The sequence below is a fragment of the Segatella baroniae B14 genome, from assembly GCF_022024235.1.
GTDB lineage: Bacteria > Bacteroidota > Bacteroidia > Bacteroidales > Bacteroidaceae > Prevotella > Prevotella bryantii.
In genome coordinates this window covers 1,641,453-1,659,107 of the sequence record NZ_CP091799.1, presented here as the reverse complement: position 1 = coordinate 1,659,107, position 17,655 = coordinate 1,641,453, and the positions used below count along the sequence as shown (strand labels likewise).

Below are 17,655 nucleotides of genomic sequence, written 5' to 3'. Positions count from 1 at the left end.
GAAGACTTACTTTATCAATTTTTGTCTTTTTTGGGATACTAATACATATTTAGATTGTTGACATATTGTTTAATCTTAAAATATGTAAAAAATACCGAGAAGATTTGGTGGTTTAATATTTTTGTCTTACCTTTGCACTCGCTTTTAAGAAGTACGGGCGTTTAGCTCAGTTGGTTTAGAGCATCTGCCTTACAAGCAGAGGGTCGGCGGTTCGAATCCGTCAACGCCCACAAAAGGTCTTGATATTTTCAGGACCTTTTTTTGTTTTGAATAGAAGTCAAGATTGAAAACATTAATTTAAAGTCCTATAAAGTTCGCGCTTTTATGATATTTTATCTTATAAAAGTGTGGTTTTCCAATAATAATTATTATTTTTGCCTTCGAATTTAATACGAGTAAGTCATGACATTAGATGCATTAACCGCAGTTTCTCCAATAGATGGACGTTATAGGGGTAAAACAGAAACACTAGCAAATTATTTTTCCGAGTATGCACTCATACGTTATCGTGTGCGTGTAGAAATTGAGTATTTTATAACTTTATGTGAATTGCCATTACCTCAATTGGCAAGTTTTGATCATTCTCTTTTTGATAAGCTCCGTGCTATATATAAATCTTTCGATGAGAAAGATGCTCAGCGAGTAAAAGATATAGAGAAGACAACAAATCATGATGTAAAAGCTGTTGAGTATTTTATCAAAGAAGAATTTGATAAAATTGGTAATCTTGATCAGTATAAAGAGTTTATCCATTTCGGTCTTACTTCACAGGATATTAATAATACAAGTGTTCCTCTCTCAATAAAGGAGGCCTTGGAAGACGTATTCTATCCACAAGTACAAGAGTTGATCGATCTTTTGGCTTCTTACGCAGAGGAATGGAAAGACGTACCAATGTTGGCTAAAACACATGGTCAGCCAGCTTCACCAACCCGCTTAGGCAAAGAAATCGAAGTCTTTGTATATCGTCTTACACAACAGTTAAAATCTTTAAAGGCTTGTCCTTTTACAGCCAAGTTTGGTGGTGCAACAGGTAATTTCAATGCGCATCACGTAGCCTATCCTTCATATGACTGGAAAGCCTTTGGTAATAAGTTTGTAAGTGAGAAATTAGGATTGGAGCGTGAACAGTGGACTACTCAAATTAGCAATTATGATGCTTTAGGAGCAATATTTGATGCCATTCGTAGAATTAATACTATCATTATCGACTTGGATCGTGATTTTTGGATGTATATTTCTATGGAATATTTCAAGCAGAAAATTAAAGCGGGAGAAGTAGGATCAAGTGCGATGCCACATAAGGTGAATCCAATTGATTATGAGAATAGTGAAGGAAACATGGGTATTGCTAATGCTATTCTTCAGTTCTTAGCGCAGAAATTACCAGTAAGTCGTTTACAGCGCGACTTAACAGATTCTACAGTACTTCGTAATGTAGGTGTGCCTATTGGACATAGTGTTATTGCTATTCAAAGTACATTGAAAGGACTTCGTAAATTAATTTTGAACAAAGAAAAATTAGAAGAAGACCTAGATAATACATGGGCAGTCGTAGCAGAAGCTATTCAGACAATACTTCGTAGAGAGGCTTATCCTCATCCTTATGAAGCGTTAAAAGCGCTTACCCGTACCAATGCAACAATGACAGAAGAAACTATTCATAAGTTTATTCAGGAACTTCAGGTAAGTGATGCTGTTAAGGCAGAGTTAATGGCTATTACTCCACATAACTACACAGGAATGTAATTTATAATTATTATATAAGAGTTATTTAATCAATTTTTTAGAACACGCCGTGAGGCCTAAAAAGAAAGAAAATGGATTTAGATTTAGACAAAACACAGGATCAGTCTGCAGAGCAGAACGAGTCTAGCCGTGAGGGTTACAAGCAAGCAGGCTCTTATAGGAGCACAGGTCGTCCTATGCGTCCTCGTATTCATAGTCAGCGTGCCTATAGCACTGATAATAATGGATACAGTAGCAATAATGTAAATAGCGCGAGTGATGGTGGTTTCCGTCCGGAAGGCTTTGGAGCAAATCTTCAGGGCGCAGGAGAAGGTACATCTCAGCGTGGTGGATACCAGAGCCGTGGAGGCTATGGTAATAACCGTGGAGGCTATAGTAATAATCGCGGTGGTGGCTATAATAACAACCGTGGCGGTGGTTACAACAATCGTGGTGGCAATAGCTATCGTCCTCGTTACAATAATGAGGAAGAGGGTGGCTACCAAAGTCGTGTCGGTTACAATAATGACCGTGGAGGATACAATAATCGTGGAGGATATAACAACCGTGGTGGTGGCTATAACAACAACCGTGGCGGAGGCTATAACAACAATCGCGGCGGTGGTTATAACAACAATCGTGGTGGTTTCGGAAATAACCGTGGTGGCTATGGCAATCAAGGCGGATTTCGTCAGCATACTCCAGGATTTGATCCAAATGCAAAGTATAGCTTGAAAAAGCGTATTGAATATAAGGAGGAAAATTTCGATCCAAACGAGCCAATTCGTTTGAACAAGTATCTTGCCAATGCTGGTGTATGTTCTCGTCGTGAGGCTGATGAATTTATCCAGGCTGGTGTGATTACTGTAAATGGTGAAGTTGTAACCGAATTGGGTACAAAAGTTATGCGTACTGATGAGGTTAAATTCCATGATCAGAATGTTTCTTTGGAGAAGAAAGTTTATGTTCTTCTTAACAAACCAAAGGACTATGTTACAACAAGTGATGATCCACAGCAGCGTAAAACAGTTATGGATCTTGTAAAGGATGCATGTCCTGAACGTATTTATCCTGTAGGTCGTCTTGACCGTAATACAACAGGTGTTCTTCTTCTTACAAATGATGGTGATTTGGCAAGTAAATTGACTCATCCAAAATTCTTGAAGAAGAAAGTTTATCATGTATACTTGGACAAGCCAGTAGCAGCTCATGATTTACAGCAGATAGCTGATGGTATTACGCTTGAAGATGGTGAAATCCATGCAGATGCTATTGAATATGCAGATGAGCATGATAAGAAGCAGGTTGGCATCGAGATTCACAGCGGTAAGAATCGTATCGTTCGTCGTATCTTTGAAGCTTTAGGCTATCGTGTAACAAAACTTGATCGTGTTCAGTTTGCTGGATTGACCAAGAAGAATCTTCGTCGTGGCGATTGGCGCTTCCTTTCTGAGAAGGAAGTAGACATGCTTCGTATGGGTGCATTCGAGTAAAAAACACAAACGAGATATGAAAAGAACAAAAGTCGTCGATGCTCTGCAAAGCACCGATTTTGGAAATGAAATTTTAGTAAAAGGATGGGTTCGTTCCCATCGTAGTAGTAAAGCCGTTGATTTCATTGCGTTGAATGACGGCTCTACCATAAAGAATATTCAGATCGTTGTAGACCCTTCTACCATCGAAGCTGATAAGCTTAAAAGTATTACTACAGGAGCTTGTATTGGAGTCGTAGGAACCCTCGTTGAAAGTCAGGGTGCCGGTCAGACTTCAGAGGTTCAGTCTAAGGAAATTGAGATTTATGGTCTCTGTCCTAATGACTATCCAATGCAGAAAAAGGGTCAGAGCTTTGAGTATATGCGTCAGTATGCACATATGCGTTTACGTACCAACACATTTGGTGCAGTGATGCGTATTCGCCATAACATGGCAATAGCTGTGCATAAGTATTTTCATGAACATGGTTTTTACTATTTCCATACTCCTCTAATCACAGCTTCAGATGCAGAGGGTGCAGGTGAGATGTTTCAGGTAACAACACTTGATCTCGACCGCGTAGCTAAGGAGGGTAAGGTAGAATATAGTAAGGACTTCTTTGGTAAGAAAACTAACCTTACTGTATCTGGTCAGTTGGAAGGTGAACTTGGTGCAACTGCTCTTGGTGCAATCTACACCTTCGGTCCAACATTCCGTGCAGAGAATAGCAATACTCCTCGTCACTTAGCAGAGTTTTGGATGATAGAGCCAGAAGTTGCCTTTATGGATAAGGATGAATTGATGGATCTTGAAGAAGATTTCATCAAGTATTGTGTTCGATGGGCACTTGACAATTGTAAGGATGATCTTGAGTTCTTGAATAAGATGATTGATAAGAATCTTCTTAATACTCTTGAGAATGTCATTAAGGAAGATTTTGTCCGTTTGCCTTACACTGAGGGTATTGAGATCCTCAAGAAAGCAGCAGAAGATGGTCATAAGTTCGAATTCCCAATCACAGGCTGGGGAATGGATCTTGCTTCAGAGCATGAGCGTTTCCTCGTTGAAGAGCATTTCAAGAAGCCTGTTATTATGACAGATTATCCTACAGAGATTAAAGCTTTCTATATGAAAAAGAATCCTGACGGTAAGACCATGCAGGGTACTGATGTTCTCTTCCCACGTATTGGTGAGATAATTGGTGGTTCTGTTCGTGAGGAAAGTTTGGATAAGTTGATGGAGGAGATTGATCGTCGTGGTATGGGTGAGCAACTTTACGAATGGTATCTTGATACTCGTAAATATGGTTCATGTCCTCATGCTGGATTCGGACTTGGTTTCGAACGTCTTATTCTATTTGTGACAGGTATGCAGAATATCCGTGATGTAATACCTTTCCCACGTACACCAAAGAATGCAGAATTCTAATTTGTAAATATAAAAAAATCCGTTGTAATCTTGCAACGGATTTTTTTTATGTTTTAGAAGACTATGGTTCTAAAATAATCTTTCAAAACTCCTTTATATTGATTTTGGCTATCTGCACATAAAATGATAACATGTCTTCCATCTTTTGTTTTTGGGCCTTCGCACATTCCTTCGTAGTTAGCAAGATTGAAGTTGCCTAAACTAAGACTTGTTTTCCAGGAAGTAATAAACTGTTTGCCATGAAATCCTGGTTTTATGCGATAAATCTTATTATTAACCCAACTACCAAGTTTGAGTTTAGTTACATAGAATTCCCTTTCTAGCACAAGCAATGTACCATCACCTAAAGAAAGTAATTCAGATACGCCATAAGCATGTTCGTTGACAGGTCGAGAATCTTTTTTTAAAGGTTCATCCATAAGATACTCATATTCGGCAACTTCTTGTAAGCTATCATTTAATTCTTTAAGTCTAAGAGAAGTAAACGGGTCGCCTTTCAATGAAGCCTCATTGATGGTAAAGAGATGTTGTCTAAATGGGTCATAGCATAGACTTTCGATAATACGATTATGCTCACCACGTTTTTGATAATCAGCTATAGGTTTAGTCAAAACAGTTTTGTTATTCAACGTTATTTCCTGAATGGTTGATCCCTCTTCATTACCAATGTATAAATGATTGTTATGAGGATTATATGCTATGGCCTCTTCGTCCATATTGATTCCACCTAAATCTTGCCAACCTTTATTCTTAATATCGAGGATATCACCATCTTTGCCAAATTTAATCTTAAAGATGTAATATCCTTCAGAATCCGTTTTATCTGAAACGACAGCATATTCATCCCCTTTTATGTGAGTTATACCACTATAATTACCTGCAGGTACATCTTCGAAAGTCTTTTGTTCATGAATAATTACAGTCTGAGAAATATCTGCATCGACAGAATCAGTACCCCATTTCAAAATGTTGAGCGTATTCTTATTTTCGTAAACATTGATTTGTGGAAGAGAAACTGATATAGTCTTTTCTTTGTGCGATTGAGCTATAGCTACTTCAGAACATAATACTAAAATACAAATGCTAAAAAATCTCATAATACCTATTGTTTATTAGATTGCAAAGGTAGTAAAAATACAGAGAAAAAAGATAAGCCTGAGATAATTTTAAAAAAAGTTCTATTTCTTTTGTAATCCGCTTAAATTGTCGTAATTTTGCACATAAGTAAAAAAGATAGATTCAAAATATACAAATGGGAAAAATTATATTGACAGGTGATCGTCCTACAGGCAAATTACACTTAGGACATTATGTAGGGTCACTTCGCCGTCGTGTACAGTTGCAGAATGAGGGTGATTATGATAAGATGTTTGTCTTCATGGCCGATGTGCAGGCTTTAACAGATAATGCTGATAATCCAGAGAAAATTCGTCAGAACATTATCGAAGTAGCTCTTGATTACCTTTCTGCGGGTTTAGATCCTGCTAAATGTACCCTTTACATTCAGAGTCAGATACCAGAGTTGGCTGAATTAACAACATACTTGATGAACTTGATAACAGTATCTCGTGTACAGAGAAATCCAACTGTTAAGACAGAAATCAAGATGCGTAATTTTGAAGCTAATATTCCATTAGGATTCTTTTGTTATCCTGTTAGTCAGGCAGCTGATATTGCCGCGTTCAAAGCAACAACAGTTCCTGCTGGTGAGGATCAAGAGCCAATGTTGGAGGTAACACGTGAACTGGTACGTCGTTTCAATCAAACTTATGCAGATGTATTAGTAGAGCCTAATATTCTCCTTCCAGAGAACGCAACAGCGCGTAGATTGCCTGGTACAGATGGTAAGGAGAAAATGAGTAAGAGTTTGGGTAATTGTATCTATCTTAGTGATGATAAGGATACTGTATGGAGTAAAGTAAAGAGTATGTATACAGATCCTACCCATGTTAATGTTTCCGATCCTGGTCATGTAGAGGGTAATGCAGTGTTTACATACCTTGATGCTTTTTCTACAGACGAAGATTTTGCCGAGTTCTGGCCAGAGTTCCAAAATCTTGATGAGTTAAAAGCAGCTTATACAGCAGGTGGTATTGGTGATATGAAATGTAAGAAATTACTGAATAATGTTATCAATAAGATGCTCGATCCAATTCGTGCTCGTCGCCGTGAATATGAGCAGGATATACCTGAAATCTATAATATTTTGAAGAAGGGTAGCATTGCAGCTCGTGAAGTAGCAGCTCAGACTATGGATGAGGTGAAGAAAGCTATGCAGATTGATTATTTCAATGATGAAGAGCTAATTCGTCAGCAAGCGGAGAAATTTAAAGCAAAATAATTTTTAATGTAATAATATAGAAATGAAATAAAAGCGGATTTTTAATAGTCCGCTTTTATTATGTTGTTAAGTGACTTTCCGCTTTCCGCATGATGTTATCATCAAGGAGAGTATATATTTGGTAAAGTGAATGTTTAATATATGAATGCAAGAATTTCGCAGATATTGCGTTTGGCCATTCCTTCCATTATTTCTAATATAACAGTACCTTTATTAGGGCTTGTTGATGTCGGCATTGTCGGACATATAGGAGATGCCAAATACATTGGAGCTATAGCTGTGGGTACGATGTTGTTTAATGTAATTTATTGGATATTTGGTTTCTTGAGAATGGGAACGGGAGGTATGACTTCTCAAGCCTATGGTCATAGAGACTTTAAAGAAGTAATTCGTCTTTTGATTCGTACTCTTACAATTGGTTTGGTCATAGGGTTCTTGTTTATTATTCTTCAGATTCCTCTCATACAATTTGGTCTATGGGTAATGAAGCCAGATATAGGCATGTTGTCTCTATGCTGGAAATACTGTTTGATATGTATCTGGGGAGCTCCCGCTGTTTTAGCGATGTATGGGTTGACAGGCTGGTATGTCGGTATGCAAAATACTCGCGTACCCATGATGGCTTCTATAGGCCAAAATATATTGAATATTATTTCTAGTCTTATATTTGTCTTTGTTTTTCATATGGACATTTCCGGAGTAGCTATAGGTACGATAATAGCTCAGTGGGGTGGGTTATTGTTTTCCTTACTTCTTTTACACCATTCTTACAAGCGGCTGTATAAGTATTTTAGCTGGTCAGGTCTCTTTGATTATCATGCTTTATATCATTTTTTTATAGTAAACAGAGATATATTTATACGTACACTATTTTTAGTCTCAGTATTTCTGTCTTTTACTTCGATAGGATCTCGTCAGGGAGCGATAATATTGGCTATAAATACATTACTGATGGAGTTTTTTACCATTTTTTCATATTTTACCGACGGTTTAGCTTATGCCGGCGAAGCATTATGTGGAAAGTATTATGGGGCACGAAACAGAGAAGCTTTTCGCGAGGTTGTTCACCATTTATTTTATCTAGGTTTTATCGTAGCAATATTCTTTACAGTCATCTATAGTTTTGCCGGTGAATCCTTTTTATCGTTTTTAACCACAGACACTCATGTTATTTGTGTTTCAAAGTCATATATAGGTTGGACCTGTCTTATCCCAATAGTAGGTGTTTCCGCTTTTCTTTTAGATGGAATATTTGTGGGTATTACTAACACAAAAGGATTGCTACTATCATCAGTAATAGCAGCAATCCTTTTCTTTATCGTTTATTTACTTTTACGAAGCCAATTGCACAACCATGCCTTATGGCTTGCATTCCTCCTTTATCTAGCAGCTAGAGGAATAGTAGAGTTTATACTCTTTATTCGACAACCAGTTTGATACTCCTTGGATTAACGGTAATGAGTCTTTTCTTGTACAGATCTCCTACGGCCCTTTTATAAACCTTTTTGCTCACATGGAAGCGTTCATAGATGTCATCAGCTTCACTCTTGTCGCCTAAGTCGCATTCTCCGTCGTGTTCCTTGAGATATTGTAGTAATTCTTCTGAGAAATTTTGAGTACCTCTTACGCCAGTTTGTTGTAGAGTAACATCAATTTTTCCATCAGGTCTAACTTGGTCGATATAACCTACAAGTTTATCACCAGTATGAACATACTGGAATATCTGATCTTGATAGATAAGTCCCTGGTAGCGATTGTCGATAATCACTTTAAAACCGAGGTCTGTTTTTTGCCAAACAATAAGATCAACTTTTTGTCCATGTTTATAGTGGGCAGGTTTGGTATCGAAATATTTCTCTATTTTGGCAGAGGCAACAATACGATAACTTTCTTCGTCGATATGAATATGTACGATATAGCTTTCACCGATTTCCATTTTCTTTTTCATTTCTCTAAAAGGACAGAAAACATCTTTCATTAGTCCCCAGTTGAGAAAGGCTCCAAATTTGTTAATCCAGCTAACTTCAAGGAAGGCGAATTCATCAATTTTAGCGATAGGCTCTTCTGTTGTTGCAATCAGACGTTCATCCTGATCTAGATAGATAAAAGCTGTAACATCATCTCCAATCTTTACATTAGCAGGAACATATTTCTGCGGCATGAGGATTTCTCCTTCTTCACCACCGTCAAGAAAGATTCCAAAAGTTTCTATTGTACCATCTTTTTCTGTACGTTGAGCAAGTTTTACCATCTTCAACGTATTATAGTCACCTAATTTTATTTTCTCCATAATGTTTATTTTAAATGGTTTCATCTGTTATTTTGCCAGAAAAGATATTTTCAGATCCGTCTCTGGTTACAGTGGTGGCAGTATCTGTTGCTATAATCTGTCCATCTTTCAAGTGGATCGTACGGTCAGTTAACTTAGCTAACCCTTCGTCGTGTGTAACGATTACAAAAGTCTGACCGAACTTATCTCTCAGATCAAAAAAAAGTTGATGGAGTTCCTCTTTATTTTTGGTATCCAAACTTCCTGATGGTTCGTCAGCCAAGATAACAGCTGGCTGGTTAACGAGAGCTCGTGCTACAGCAATACGTTGTTTTTCTCCACCAGAAAGTTCTGCAGGTTTATGGCTAGAACGATCAGCCAATCCCATAAAGTCGAGTAATTCTTCAGCTCTTTTTTTAGCATCCTTTTTGCTGGCACCTGCGATATAAGCGGGAATCATAATATTTTCCAAGGCCGTAAATTCAGGCAGGAGCTGATGAAATTGGAATACAAAACCGAGATGTTTGTTACGGAAATCACTCAATTTATTGGTTGAAAGAGTTCCTACATTGATATCATCAATGATAATCTCCCCACTATCGGGTTTATCTAGTGTACCAATAATCTGCAGCAAAGTAGTTTTACCTGCTCCAGAAGGACCAACAATACTGACAACCTCACCTTTATTAATGTGAAGGTCAATACCTTTTAGTACTTGTAGGGAACCAAACTTTTTGGTAACTCCTTTTATATCTATCATATTAATTTTAATGTTTTAAAATGTTTTTTTTATAAAGCCACTTACGCAGTATTTCGTAAGCACTGTTTTCTTCTTGGTGTTGTGGTGTAGCAAAAGTCATTTCCTCTGCTCCTACTTCGTACTGATCTGGGAATATAATCATCAAGTTAGTACCGGAGAAGAATTTTGTAATTTCTTCAGGAAGTCTATCTTGTGCTTTCTTATAAGAGATAGTACCTTTTCTAGCTGTAATAACAACAAATAGATGATCTTCATGAATTGTTCCAGCTAGTTTGGGCAATTCGTTCCAATGTTCCATTTGTGTATAGTCAGCTCGGATATTTGTGTGCTTATTTTGCACATACTCATTGATAAGCGACAGTGTGTCGGGTCTTCCATGAAATTGTATTCTGCAATCCAAGCTACTAGACATTCTAACCAGTCTTTCTATCCATCGGTAGAAACCATGTTCATATTGTGCTCTCGATGGTACGGCCACCTGAATTCGTCTTATCGTATTCAGAGGCTGTAGAATTCTTGCCATGATAATTTGTCGGTTTAAGCCATTGAAGAGACTCTGGTGAAATTCTCCCCAAAATCTAGGAGAAGTATTCATATGACTGTGCATGCCAATAATAATTTCACTGGCCTGATATTCATTGAAAGCATGTTTTATACCATTAGCGATATTAGCAGCTATACGTACTTGTGTTTGCATTTTAACATCTGCAGCAGCTGCAAGCCGTGTAATTTGTTCCAGCAAATGCTGTCCTTGTTCTTGGTTGCGTCTCATGTTGGCATCGTCATAGACCACAGTCATACCGATTAAGCCGCGGTTCAGTTTAGTATTTCTCATGAGCATACCTAGATGAATCAGATTGTTAGCATATTCTGGATATTTAACGGGTATAAGTATCTTTTCATCATCTGCATTCTTATTCTCATCTGGCAGTTCTTTATCGCGAAGAACGATTTGTTGTGCAGCTCGGTCTGTTATGATAGAAGATATGATACAGGTTATCAGAATCATGATGACAACACCGTTCAGCATATTTTCGTTTACGAGGTATATTCCTGGTGCGAGCTGTAGTTTCATACCAACCATAACCATAGCAATAGCACCAGCAGCGTGTGCAGACGTAAGACCAAACATCATATGTCCAGAACTTAGTGGAAGTTTGCAGATGAAAGCTGCAATATATGAAGCTAGAGCTTTACCGAGTGTTCCAAAGAATGTGATGCAGAAGATCACCCAAAGAATATATCCACCTTGGAAAAGCAACCGTGCATTGATAAGCATGCCCACACCGATGAGGAAATAAGGAATAAACAATGCATTACCAATAAATTCTATACGGTTCATCAGGGGTGATACGTGTGGAATATATCGGTTGAGGATTAAACCAGCCAAAAAGGCACCAAAAATGCCTTCCACTCCAACAACTTCAGATAAAGCTGCGCACATAAACAATATAGCCATAACAAAGGCAAACTGCATGACAGCATCGCTATATCTTCTCAGAAACCATCGTGTCAATCTTGGTACAATATACACCATAGACACACAATATAAAACAAACTTCAATGTGAACAGAGTCCAAAAGGCAGGACCAGAATCATTACTGAAAGAAGCAACGATAGCCGCTAAAATAATCAGGGAGAGCATCAGAGAAATCATACTCGATGCTACACTCAGTGTTACGCTTGGTTTGCGTTGAAGCCCATATCTTAGAACGATGGGATAACTCACCAGAGTATTAGAGGACATGATGCATCCCAGCAAAACAGCTCCAGCAGTAGTATATCCAAGTAAATCAGCACCTACTATATACGATAATCCGAATGGAATACAGAAAGTAAGAGCAGCAAAAGCTAATGCCCTTTTCTTATTTCTTCTGAGCGATTCTATATCCATTTCTAGAGAAGCAAGAAACATGATATAGTAGAGACCAACTTTACCGAAAAGCTCAAAAGATTGGTCTCTAACCAAAATATCAAATCCATATTCACCAAGGAGAACACCAGCCAATACCATTCCGATAAGGTGAGGTATTCTCAACTTACCCATAATAATAGGAGAGAAGAGAATGATACTCATCACTGCAAAGAAAATCAGTGTAGGATTCGTAATCGGAAAGAGATGGGTAAAATCCAACATATTATAGTCTTGTTTTGTTTGCAAAGATACGAAAAAGATAAGATACGCAACTTGGGTATTGTCTTTTTTTTGAATTATAATACAAATTGTAAACTATAATTAGAAAAAAGTGTGAATTTATTGTTTTTATTGCTATAAATATTGTACTTTTGCACACGAAAAAATATGTTTTAGCAAACAAATTATTAGTTAACAACTTAATAAAGACGATTATGAAAGTAGCAATTGTTGGAGCAAGTGGTGCTGTAGGACAGGAATTCCTGCGTATTCTAGCTGAAAGAAATTTCCCATTGGATGATTTGGTGTTGTTTGGTTCAGAGCGTAGTGCTGGCCGAAAATACACATTCAAAGGTAAAGAATATGAGGTTAAACTTTTGCAGCATAACGATGACTTCAAAGATGTCGACATTGCGTTCACATCTGCTGGTGGTGGCACTTCAGAAGAATTTGCTGAGACCATTACCAAGTATGGTGCTGTCATGATCGACAATTCAAGTCAGTTCCGTATGGATAAGGATGTACCTTTGGTTGTGCCAGAGATTAATCCAGAGGATGCACTTGTTCGTCCACGTGGTATTATTGCTAATCCTAACTGTACTACCATCATGATGGTAGTTGTGCTCAATCCTATCGAGAAACTGAGTCATATTAAGAAAATCCACGTATCTTCTTATCAGAGTGCTTCTGGTGCTGGTGCCGTTGCTATGGCAGAATTGCAGCAGCAGTACAAGGAAATTATTGAGACAGGTGAGGCTAAGACCATCAAGAAGTTCCCTCATCAGTTGGCATACAATGTTATTCCTCAGATTGATAAGATGACTGAAACCGACTATACCAAGGAAGAGATGAAGATGTTTAACGAAACTCGAAAGATTATGCACAGTGATGTTCGTACTTCTGCCACTTGTGTTCGTGTATCTTCACTTCGTTCTCACTCTGAGAGTGTTTGGTTCGAAACGGAAAAGCCTGTGTCTGTAGCTGATATTCGTAAGGCTCTCGAAGCTGCTCCTGGTGTAACTCTTGTTGACGATCCTCAGAACTATGTTTACCCTATGCCTCTTGAAAGTGCTGGTAAGGATGATGTATATGTAGGTCGTGTACGTAAGGATTTGGCAGATGACAATGGCAACACACTTTGGTTGACTGGTGACCAGATTCGTAAGGGTGCAGCTTTGAATGCTGTTCAGATTGCAGAGTACCTTATCAAAGTGGGTAATGTAAAATAAAGATAAACTTTTTTTTCTCTAAAGTCAGTGATATGTTGATAATTTTCAGCGTTTCACTGACTTTTTTTTGTATGTAGTCCCCATATATATATTTTTGCAATATCGTAAAAGGACTGTTTTAACTCTATGAAAAGTATATTGCAAAATTTCCAATCAATTAGCCTTGATGAAATGAGTGGTGTAAAGCTGCTCAATAGGACGGATACAAAATTTGTTACATCGTTGAATCAGCTTCGTAAACTGCTATCGATGGCAGAACATGATTATCGTGTTCAGGAAATAAATGGTCAGCGTATTGCCCACTATTATTCCACGTATTTTGATACTCCTACTAATGATATGTATATGCGCCATCAGAACGGTCATCAGAATCGTCAGAAATTGCGTATACGTAGTTATGTGGATTCTCATTTAAATTTTCTAGAAGTAAAGACCAAAAACAATCATGGCAGAACGAAAAAAAAGCGTATCCCTATTGTTCAGTTCGATCCTTTACATCCTAATTATCAACTTCGTTTTGGTACAAAGAATAATCCTAATGCTGTTGCTGAAAATGACTTTTTAGAACATACGCTTTTATATGATTTGGATAGTTTAACCGAGAAATTGGAAAATCGGTTTGAACGTGTTACCCTTGTCAATCGGAATATGACAGAGCGCTTAACCATAGATACTAATTTATATCTTCATAATTTGGAAACAGATGAGGAGAAGTCATTAGATCAGTTAGTTATCATCGAATTAAAACGTGATGGCCTGATACCGTCTCCTATTATACCTTTGCTTCGCGAATTACGTATTATGCCGATAGGATTTAGTAAATATACCATGGGACAGGCATTGACCAATTCTAACTTGAAGCATAATCGACTGAAGCCCCGTATTCATCAAATAGAAAAACTCATTGGTGCGCAGTTACTTTAAATCTTTAATATTAATCTAAAACTATATAATATGAATTTCTTAGAAAATACATTTTCAGGACAATTTCCTGCCATGCTGATACGCTTTATTATATTATTATTTGTAACTTGTTTTATAGTTGATCGTCTCTATTATAAGAAGAGTCAGCGGCGAGATTATTATTTCTCATTTGTGCTGATGAGTGTTGCTATATTCTTTTTGGTTTTTTTCATGATCTTCGTACTTGAAGATTTGAAAGCCAAAACAAGTATTGGTATAGGAATAGGGCTCTTTGGTATTTTTAGTATTATGCGATATCGAACAGATGCAATGCCAGTACGCGAAATGACGTATATGTTTGTTATTATCGCACTATCAGTAGTGAATGCTATTGCTAATTCTGTTTCGATAGTAGAACTGCTTGTTACCAATGTCATCGTTATCTTATGCATTTGGGTTTGTGAGAAGCGACTAAAGCAGGTGCCTACCAAACTGATACAGTATGATCGTATCGAATTGATTCAGCCAGAACATCGTCAGGAGTTAAAGGATGATCTTCAGAAACGATTGGGTTTGGATATTGTCCGTATCGATGTTGGTAGTGTAGATTTTCTCCGAGATATGGTAATGCTTAAGGTATATTATCAGGGTGACAGAAGTGATGAAACGCTCAATAATACATTGAAGCTAAAAAATAATGATTTAACCAATTTCAGTAATAACTGATTTACATATGAAAAAGAAATTGTGTCTATTGATGGTCTTATTGCCGGTCGTTAGTTTTGCTCAAAAGCAGAGCAGTGATTTTGGTATCTGGACGTCTATTGGTGCTGAGAAAAAACTCAATAAGAAGTGGAGTGTAGGTGTAGAGACAGAGATGAGAACTCGTGACAATACCAGTACCATAGACCGCTGGAGTTTCGGTGTAAATGGAGAATATAAAGCTACCAAGCGACTGAAATTTGGAGCAGGATACGAATTGCTCTATGATCATAACGAAAAATACACTTATAAGACTAATGGTGATCTCAATAAATATGCCAATTATTGGGGACTCCGTCATCGTCTTCACTTTGATGTTACAGGTAATCTCAATTTTGGCAAGTGGAATTTAGCTCTTCGTGAGCGTTGGCAGTACACTTATCGTCCAGAGAAGACGATAGCACAACGCTACGATTTTGATGATGAAGATTACGATGGTAAGGCCAAAACTTATAGTGGAAAAGGTAAAAATCAGTTACGAAGCCGTTTACAACTCAAATATAAGACGAATATCAATCTTTATCCTTATGTTAGTGCAGAGATGTATAATGCATGGAATATAGAGAAAATGAGATATACGTTAGGTGTAGATTGGGATATAACCAAGCATCATGAAGTTGGAACGTACTATCGTTTTCAGCGCACCTATGGTTCCGATGAAGAATCAGATAATAATGTATTTGGTGTAAGCTATTATTACAAATTTTAGTATGTGGGCAAACTCCGTTTGTCCTACTAATATAACTTAGAAAAAGGAATCACTCTACCAAAGAGCGATTCCATTTCTTTTTTATGTAAGATTTTTGACCTTTTTTATTTGGCGGCCAAAACCTCAACTTCTACGAGTGCACCTTTTGGTAATTCTTTTACAGCTACAGCACTTCTTGCAGGATAAGGCTCTGTAAAAAACTTGGCATAAACCTCATTCATAGCAGCAAAATCGCTCATATCAGCCAAATAAACAGTCGTCTTGATAACATGACTTAGGTCTGTGCCTGCTTCTTTCAGAATATTTTGTGCATTAGTGATAGCCTGCGTGGTCTGTTCCGTAATACCTCCTTCTACGAAGTTTCCCGTAGCAGGATTGATTGGAATTTGACCAGAAGCAAAAACAAATCCGTTAACTTCAATAGCCTGGCTATATGGGCCGATAGCAGCAGGAGCATTGTTGGTGTGAATAGCTTTCATAATTTTTGATTTTTAATTCTATATTTTTTTTATCCATTTAGATTGGTATCTAGAATTGTGAATTTCTTATCGATTAAGGCCTGTCGAATAGCAGCTATGTGTTCTTCGTTTTTAGTTTCCATAGAAATTCTCAGAATACAAGCATTGACATTCTTTCGATTGGAAGAGCGATCGTGATGTACGCCGATAACATTAGCTCCTAGATTTGCTATAACCCGACATACTTCCAAAAGTTCTCCTGGTTTATCATCCAATTCCAAGTCTAACGTGTAGAGTCGTCCTGTTTTAGCCAAACCACGATCAATGACTCGATTCAGAATAGTTACATCGATATTTCCACCACTGACTATGCAGACCGTCTTCTTGCCCTTTACAGGCAGTTTATTAAACATCACTGCTGCAACACTTGTAGCACCAGCACCTTCAGCTACCATTTTCTCGCTTTCGATAAGTTGTAGAATAGCTGCACAGATTTCATCTTCTGTAACGGTTACAATATCATCTACATATTGTGAACATGTTTCAAAAGTCAGTTTACCGGGCTCTTTTACAGCTATGCCGTCAGCGATAGTTGATACAGAAGGCAGACTTTCTATCTTATGGTCACGAATACTGTTCACCATGCTTGGAGCACCGGCAGCCTGTACGCCATACACTTTGATATTAGGATTCAGATTCTTGATGGCAAAAGCCACGCCACTGATGAGACCACCGCCTCCAACTGGCACTACCACCGCCTCGACATCTGGAAGCTGGTCCAACAGTTCCAGTCCAATGGTGCCTTGTCCAGCTATGACATTTTCATCGTCAAATGGATGTACAAAGGTATATCCTTTTTCATCTTTCAATTGTAATGCACGTGCATAAGCGTCATCATACACGCCAGGAACGAGGCATACTTCAGCTCCCAGCTTTTTGGTAGCTTCAACTTTACTAATAGGAGCACCTTCTGGCAAGCAAATTAAACTCTTAACTCCCATAGCTGTGGCACCAAGAGCTACTCCTTGCGCATGATTACCAGCAGAGCAGGCGATAACCCCTTTTGCTTTTTCCTCTTCAGAGAGTTGTGAAATCTTATAATAAGCCCCTCTCAATTTGAAAGAACCTGTTTTTTGCAAGCATTCAGGTTTGAGGTAGACATCCACGTTAGGATTAATTTTCCTAGCGTGTACCAATTCCGTTTTTCTTAATACCTTACTGAGCACATATCGTGCTTTGTAGAAATTATCTAATTGTAACATGTATATATGATATTTTCAGGTGCAAAATCTAGTTTTGCAAATGTAGTGATTTTATCCTATATCCATCCTTAAATAGGAAGAGATTTTGATTTTTAACTTTAAATTTTGATATGGTTGTTGTATTTGTCCTAAAGTTGTTCTATATTTGTTGTCACGAATCTAATAACATGTCTTTTTAAGACATTATAAACTTGACAAT

15 protein-coding genes and 1 tRNA gene are annotated in these 17,655 nt (G+C 37.7%); 10 read left to right on the top strand and 6 right to left on the bottom strand.

The genetic code is table 11. The features are described 5' to 3' along the window. The first annotated feature begins 155 nt into the window (after positions 1–155). From L6469_RS06935 to asnS, 4 genes are all read left to right on the top strand, one after another. Positions 156–230, top strand: a tRNA-Val gene (locus tag L6469_RS06935). Between the two features lie 172 nt (positions 231–402). Further along, entirely contained in the window at positions 403–1,749 is a 1,347-nt protein-coding gene (gene purB / locus L6469_RS06930; RefSeq protein ID WP_006283547.1) for an adenylosuccinate lyase, read from the top strand. A gap of 71 nt (positions 1,750–1,820) precedes the next feature. Continuing rightward, positions 1,821–3,221 carry a pseudouridine synthase gene (locus L6469_RS06925; protein ID WP_027453614.1) on the top strand — a complete coding sequence of 467 codons (1,401 nt, stop codon included), beginning with the start codon at positions 1,821–1,823 and terminating at the stop codon, positions 3,219–3,221. A gap of 16 nt (positions 3,222–3,237) precedes the next feature. Continuing rightward, the gene (gene asnS, locus L6469_RS06920) at positions 3,238–4,629 is read left to right on the top strand and encodes an asparagine--tRNA ligase (RefSeq protein WP_027453613.1); all 1,392 of its coding nucleotides are present in this window, start codon (positions 3,238–3,240) and stop codon (positions 4,627–4,629) included. 53 nt (positions 4,630–4,682) lie between these two features. Here asnS and L6469_RS06915 read toward each other — a convergent pair whose 3' ends face one another. Next, positions 4,683–5,726 carry an esterase-like activity of phytase family protein gene (locus L6469_RS06915; protein ID WP_083350946.1) on the bottom strand — a complete coding sequence of 348 codons (1,044 nt, stop codon included), beginning with the start codon at positions 5,724–5,726 and terminating at the stop codon, positions 4,683–4,685. Positions 5,727–5,881: 155 nt separating this feature from the next. On the opposite strand from L6469_RS06915, the gene trpS reads away from it, so the two are divergent. Beyond that, complete coding sequence (trpS, locus tag L6469_RS06910; protein WP_006283427.1) at positions 5,882–6,970, top strand: tryptophan--tRNA ligase; 1,089 nt, start codon at positions 5,882–5,884, stop codon at positions 6,968–6,970. 141 nt (positions 6,971–7,111) lie between these two features. Continuing rightward, positions 7,112–8,407, top strand: coding sequence for an MATE family efflux transporter (locus L6469_RS06905; RefSeq protein ID WP_006283426.1), 1,296 nt, complete (start codon positions 7,112–7,114; stop codon positions 8,405–8,407). Here the strand turns inward: L6469_RS06905 and L6469_RS06900 are convergent. Genes L6469_RS06900 through L6469_RS06890 form a run of 3 tightly spaced genes read right to left on the bottom strand, consistent with a single transcriptional unit; the run spans position 8,388 to position 12,136 of the window. Then, the gene (locus L6469_RS06900; protein WP_027453610.1) at positions 8,388–9,260 is read right to left on the bottom strand and encodes a S1 RNA-binding domain-containing protein; all 873 of its coding nucleotides are present in this window, start codon (positions 9,258–9,260) and stop codon (positions 8,388–8,390) included. The two genes, L6469_RS06905 and L6469_RS06900, sit on opposite strands and share 20 nt — an antisense overlap. A 10-nt stretch (positions 9,261–9,270) precedes the next feature. Next, positions 9,271–9,999, bottom strand: coding sequence for an ABC transporter ATP-binding protein (locus tag L6469_RS06895; protein ID WP_006283424.1), 729 nt, complete (start codon positions 9,997–9,999; stop codon positions 9,271–9,273). 7 nt (positions 10,000–10,006) lie between these two features. Then, a complete protein-coding gene (locus tag L6469_RS06890; protein ID WP_006283423.1) occupies positions 10,007–12,136 on the bottom strand; it encodes a cation:proton antiporter in 2,130 nt (709 codons plus the stop codon). A 212-nt stretch (positions 12,137–12,348) separates the two neighbouring features. Between L6469_RS06890 and L6469_RS06885 the strand changes: the two genes are divergently transcribed. From L6469_RS06885 to L6469_RS06870, 4 genes are all read left to right on the top strand, one after another. Then, positions 12,349–13,362 (top strand): aspartate-semialdehyde dehydrogenase, encoded by a 1,014-nt coding sequence (locus L6469_RS06885; RefSeq protein ID WP_006283422.1) that lies wholly within the window; start codon positions 12,349–12,351, stop codon positions 13,360–13,362. Positions 13,363–13,488: 126 nt separating this feature from the next. Then, complete coding sequence (locus L6469_RS06880) at positions 13,489–14,286, top strand: polyphosphate polymerase domain-containing protein (RefSeq protein ID WP_006283421.1); 798 nt, start codon at positions 13,489–13,491, stop codon at positions 14,284–14,286. Between the two features lie 30 nt (positions 14,287–14,316). Beyond that, a complete protein-coding gene (locus L6469_RS06875) occupies positions 14,317–14,991 on the top strand; it encodes a DUF4956 domain-containing protein (protein ID WP_036858144.1) in 675 nt (224 codons plus the stop codon). Between the two features lie 7 nt (positions 14,992–14,998). Beyond that, positions 14,999–15,736, top strand: a complete 738-nt coding sequence (locus tag L6469_RS06870) for a DUF2490 domain-containing protein (RefSeq protein ID WP_039871130.1) — start codon at positions 14,999–15,001, stop codon at positions 15,734–15,736. A 104-nt stretch (positions 15,737–15,840) separates the two neighbouring features. Here L6469_RS06870 and L6469_RS06865 read toward each other — a convergent pair whose 3' ends face one another. Both L6469_RS06865 and ilvA read right to left on the bottom strand, forming a co-directional pair. Continuing rightward, the gene (locus L6469_RS06865) at positions 15,841–16,215 is read right to left on the bottom strand and encodes a RidA family protein (RefSeq protein ID WP_006283417.1); all 375 of its coding nucleotides are present in this window, start codon (positions 16,213–16,215) and stop codon (positions 15,841–15,843) included. A 29-nt stretch (positions 16,216–16,244) separates the two neighbouring features. Then, on the bottom strand, positions 16,245–17,456 hold the full coding sequence (ilvA, locus tag L6469_RS06860; protein WP_006283416.1) for a threonine ammonia-lyase: 1,212 nt from the start codon (positions 17,454–17,456) through the stop codon (positions 16,245–16,247). Between the last annotated feature and the right edge of the window lie 199 nt (positions 17,457–17,655).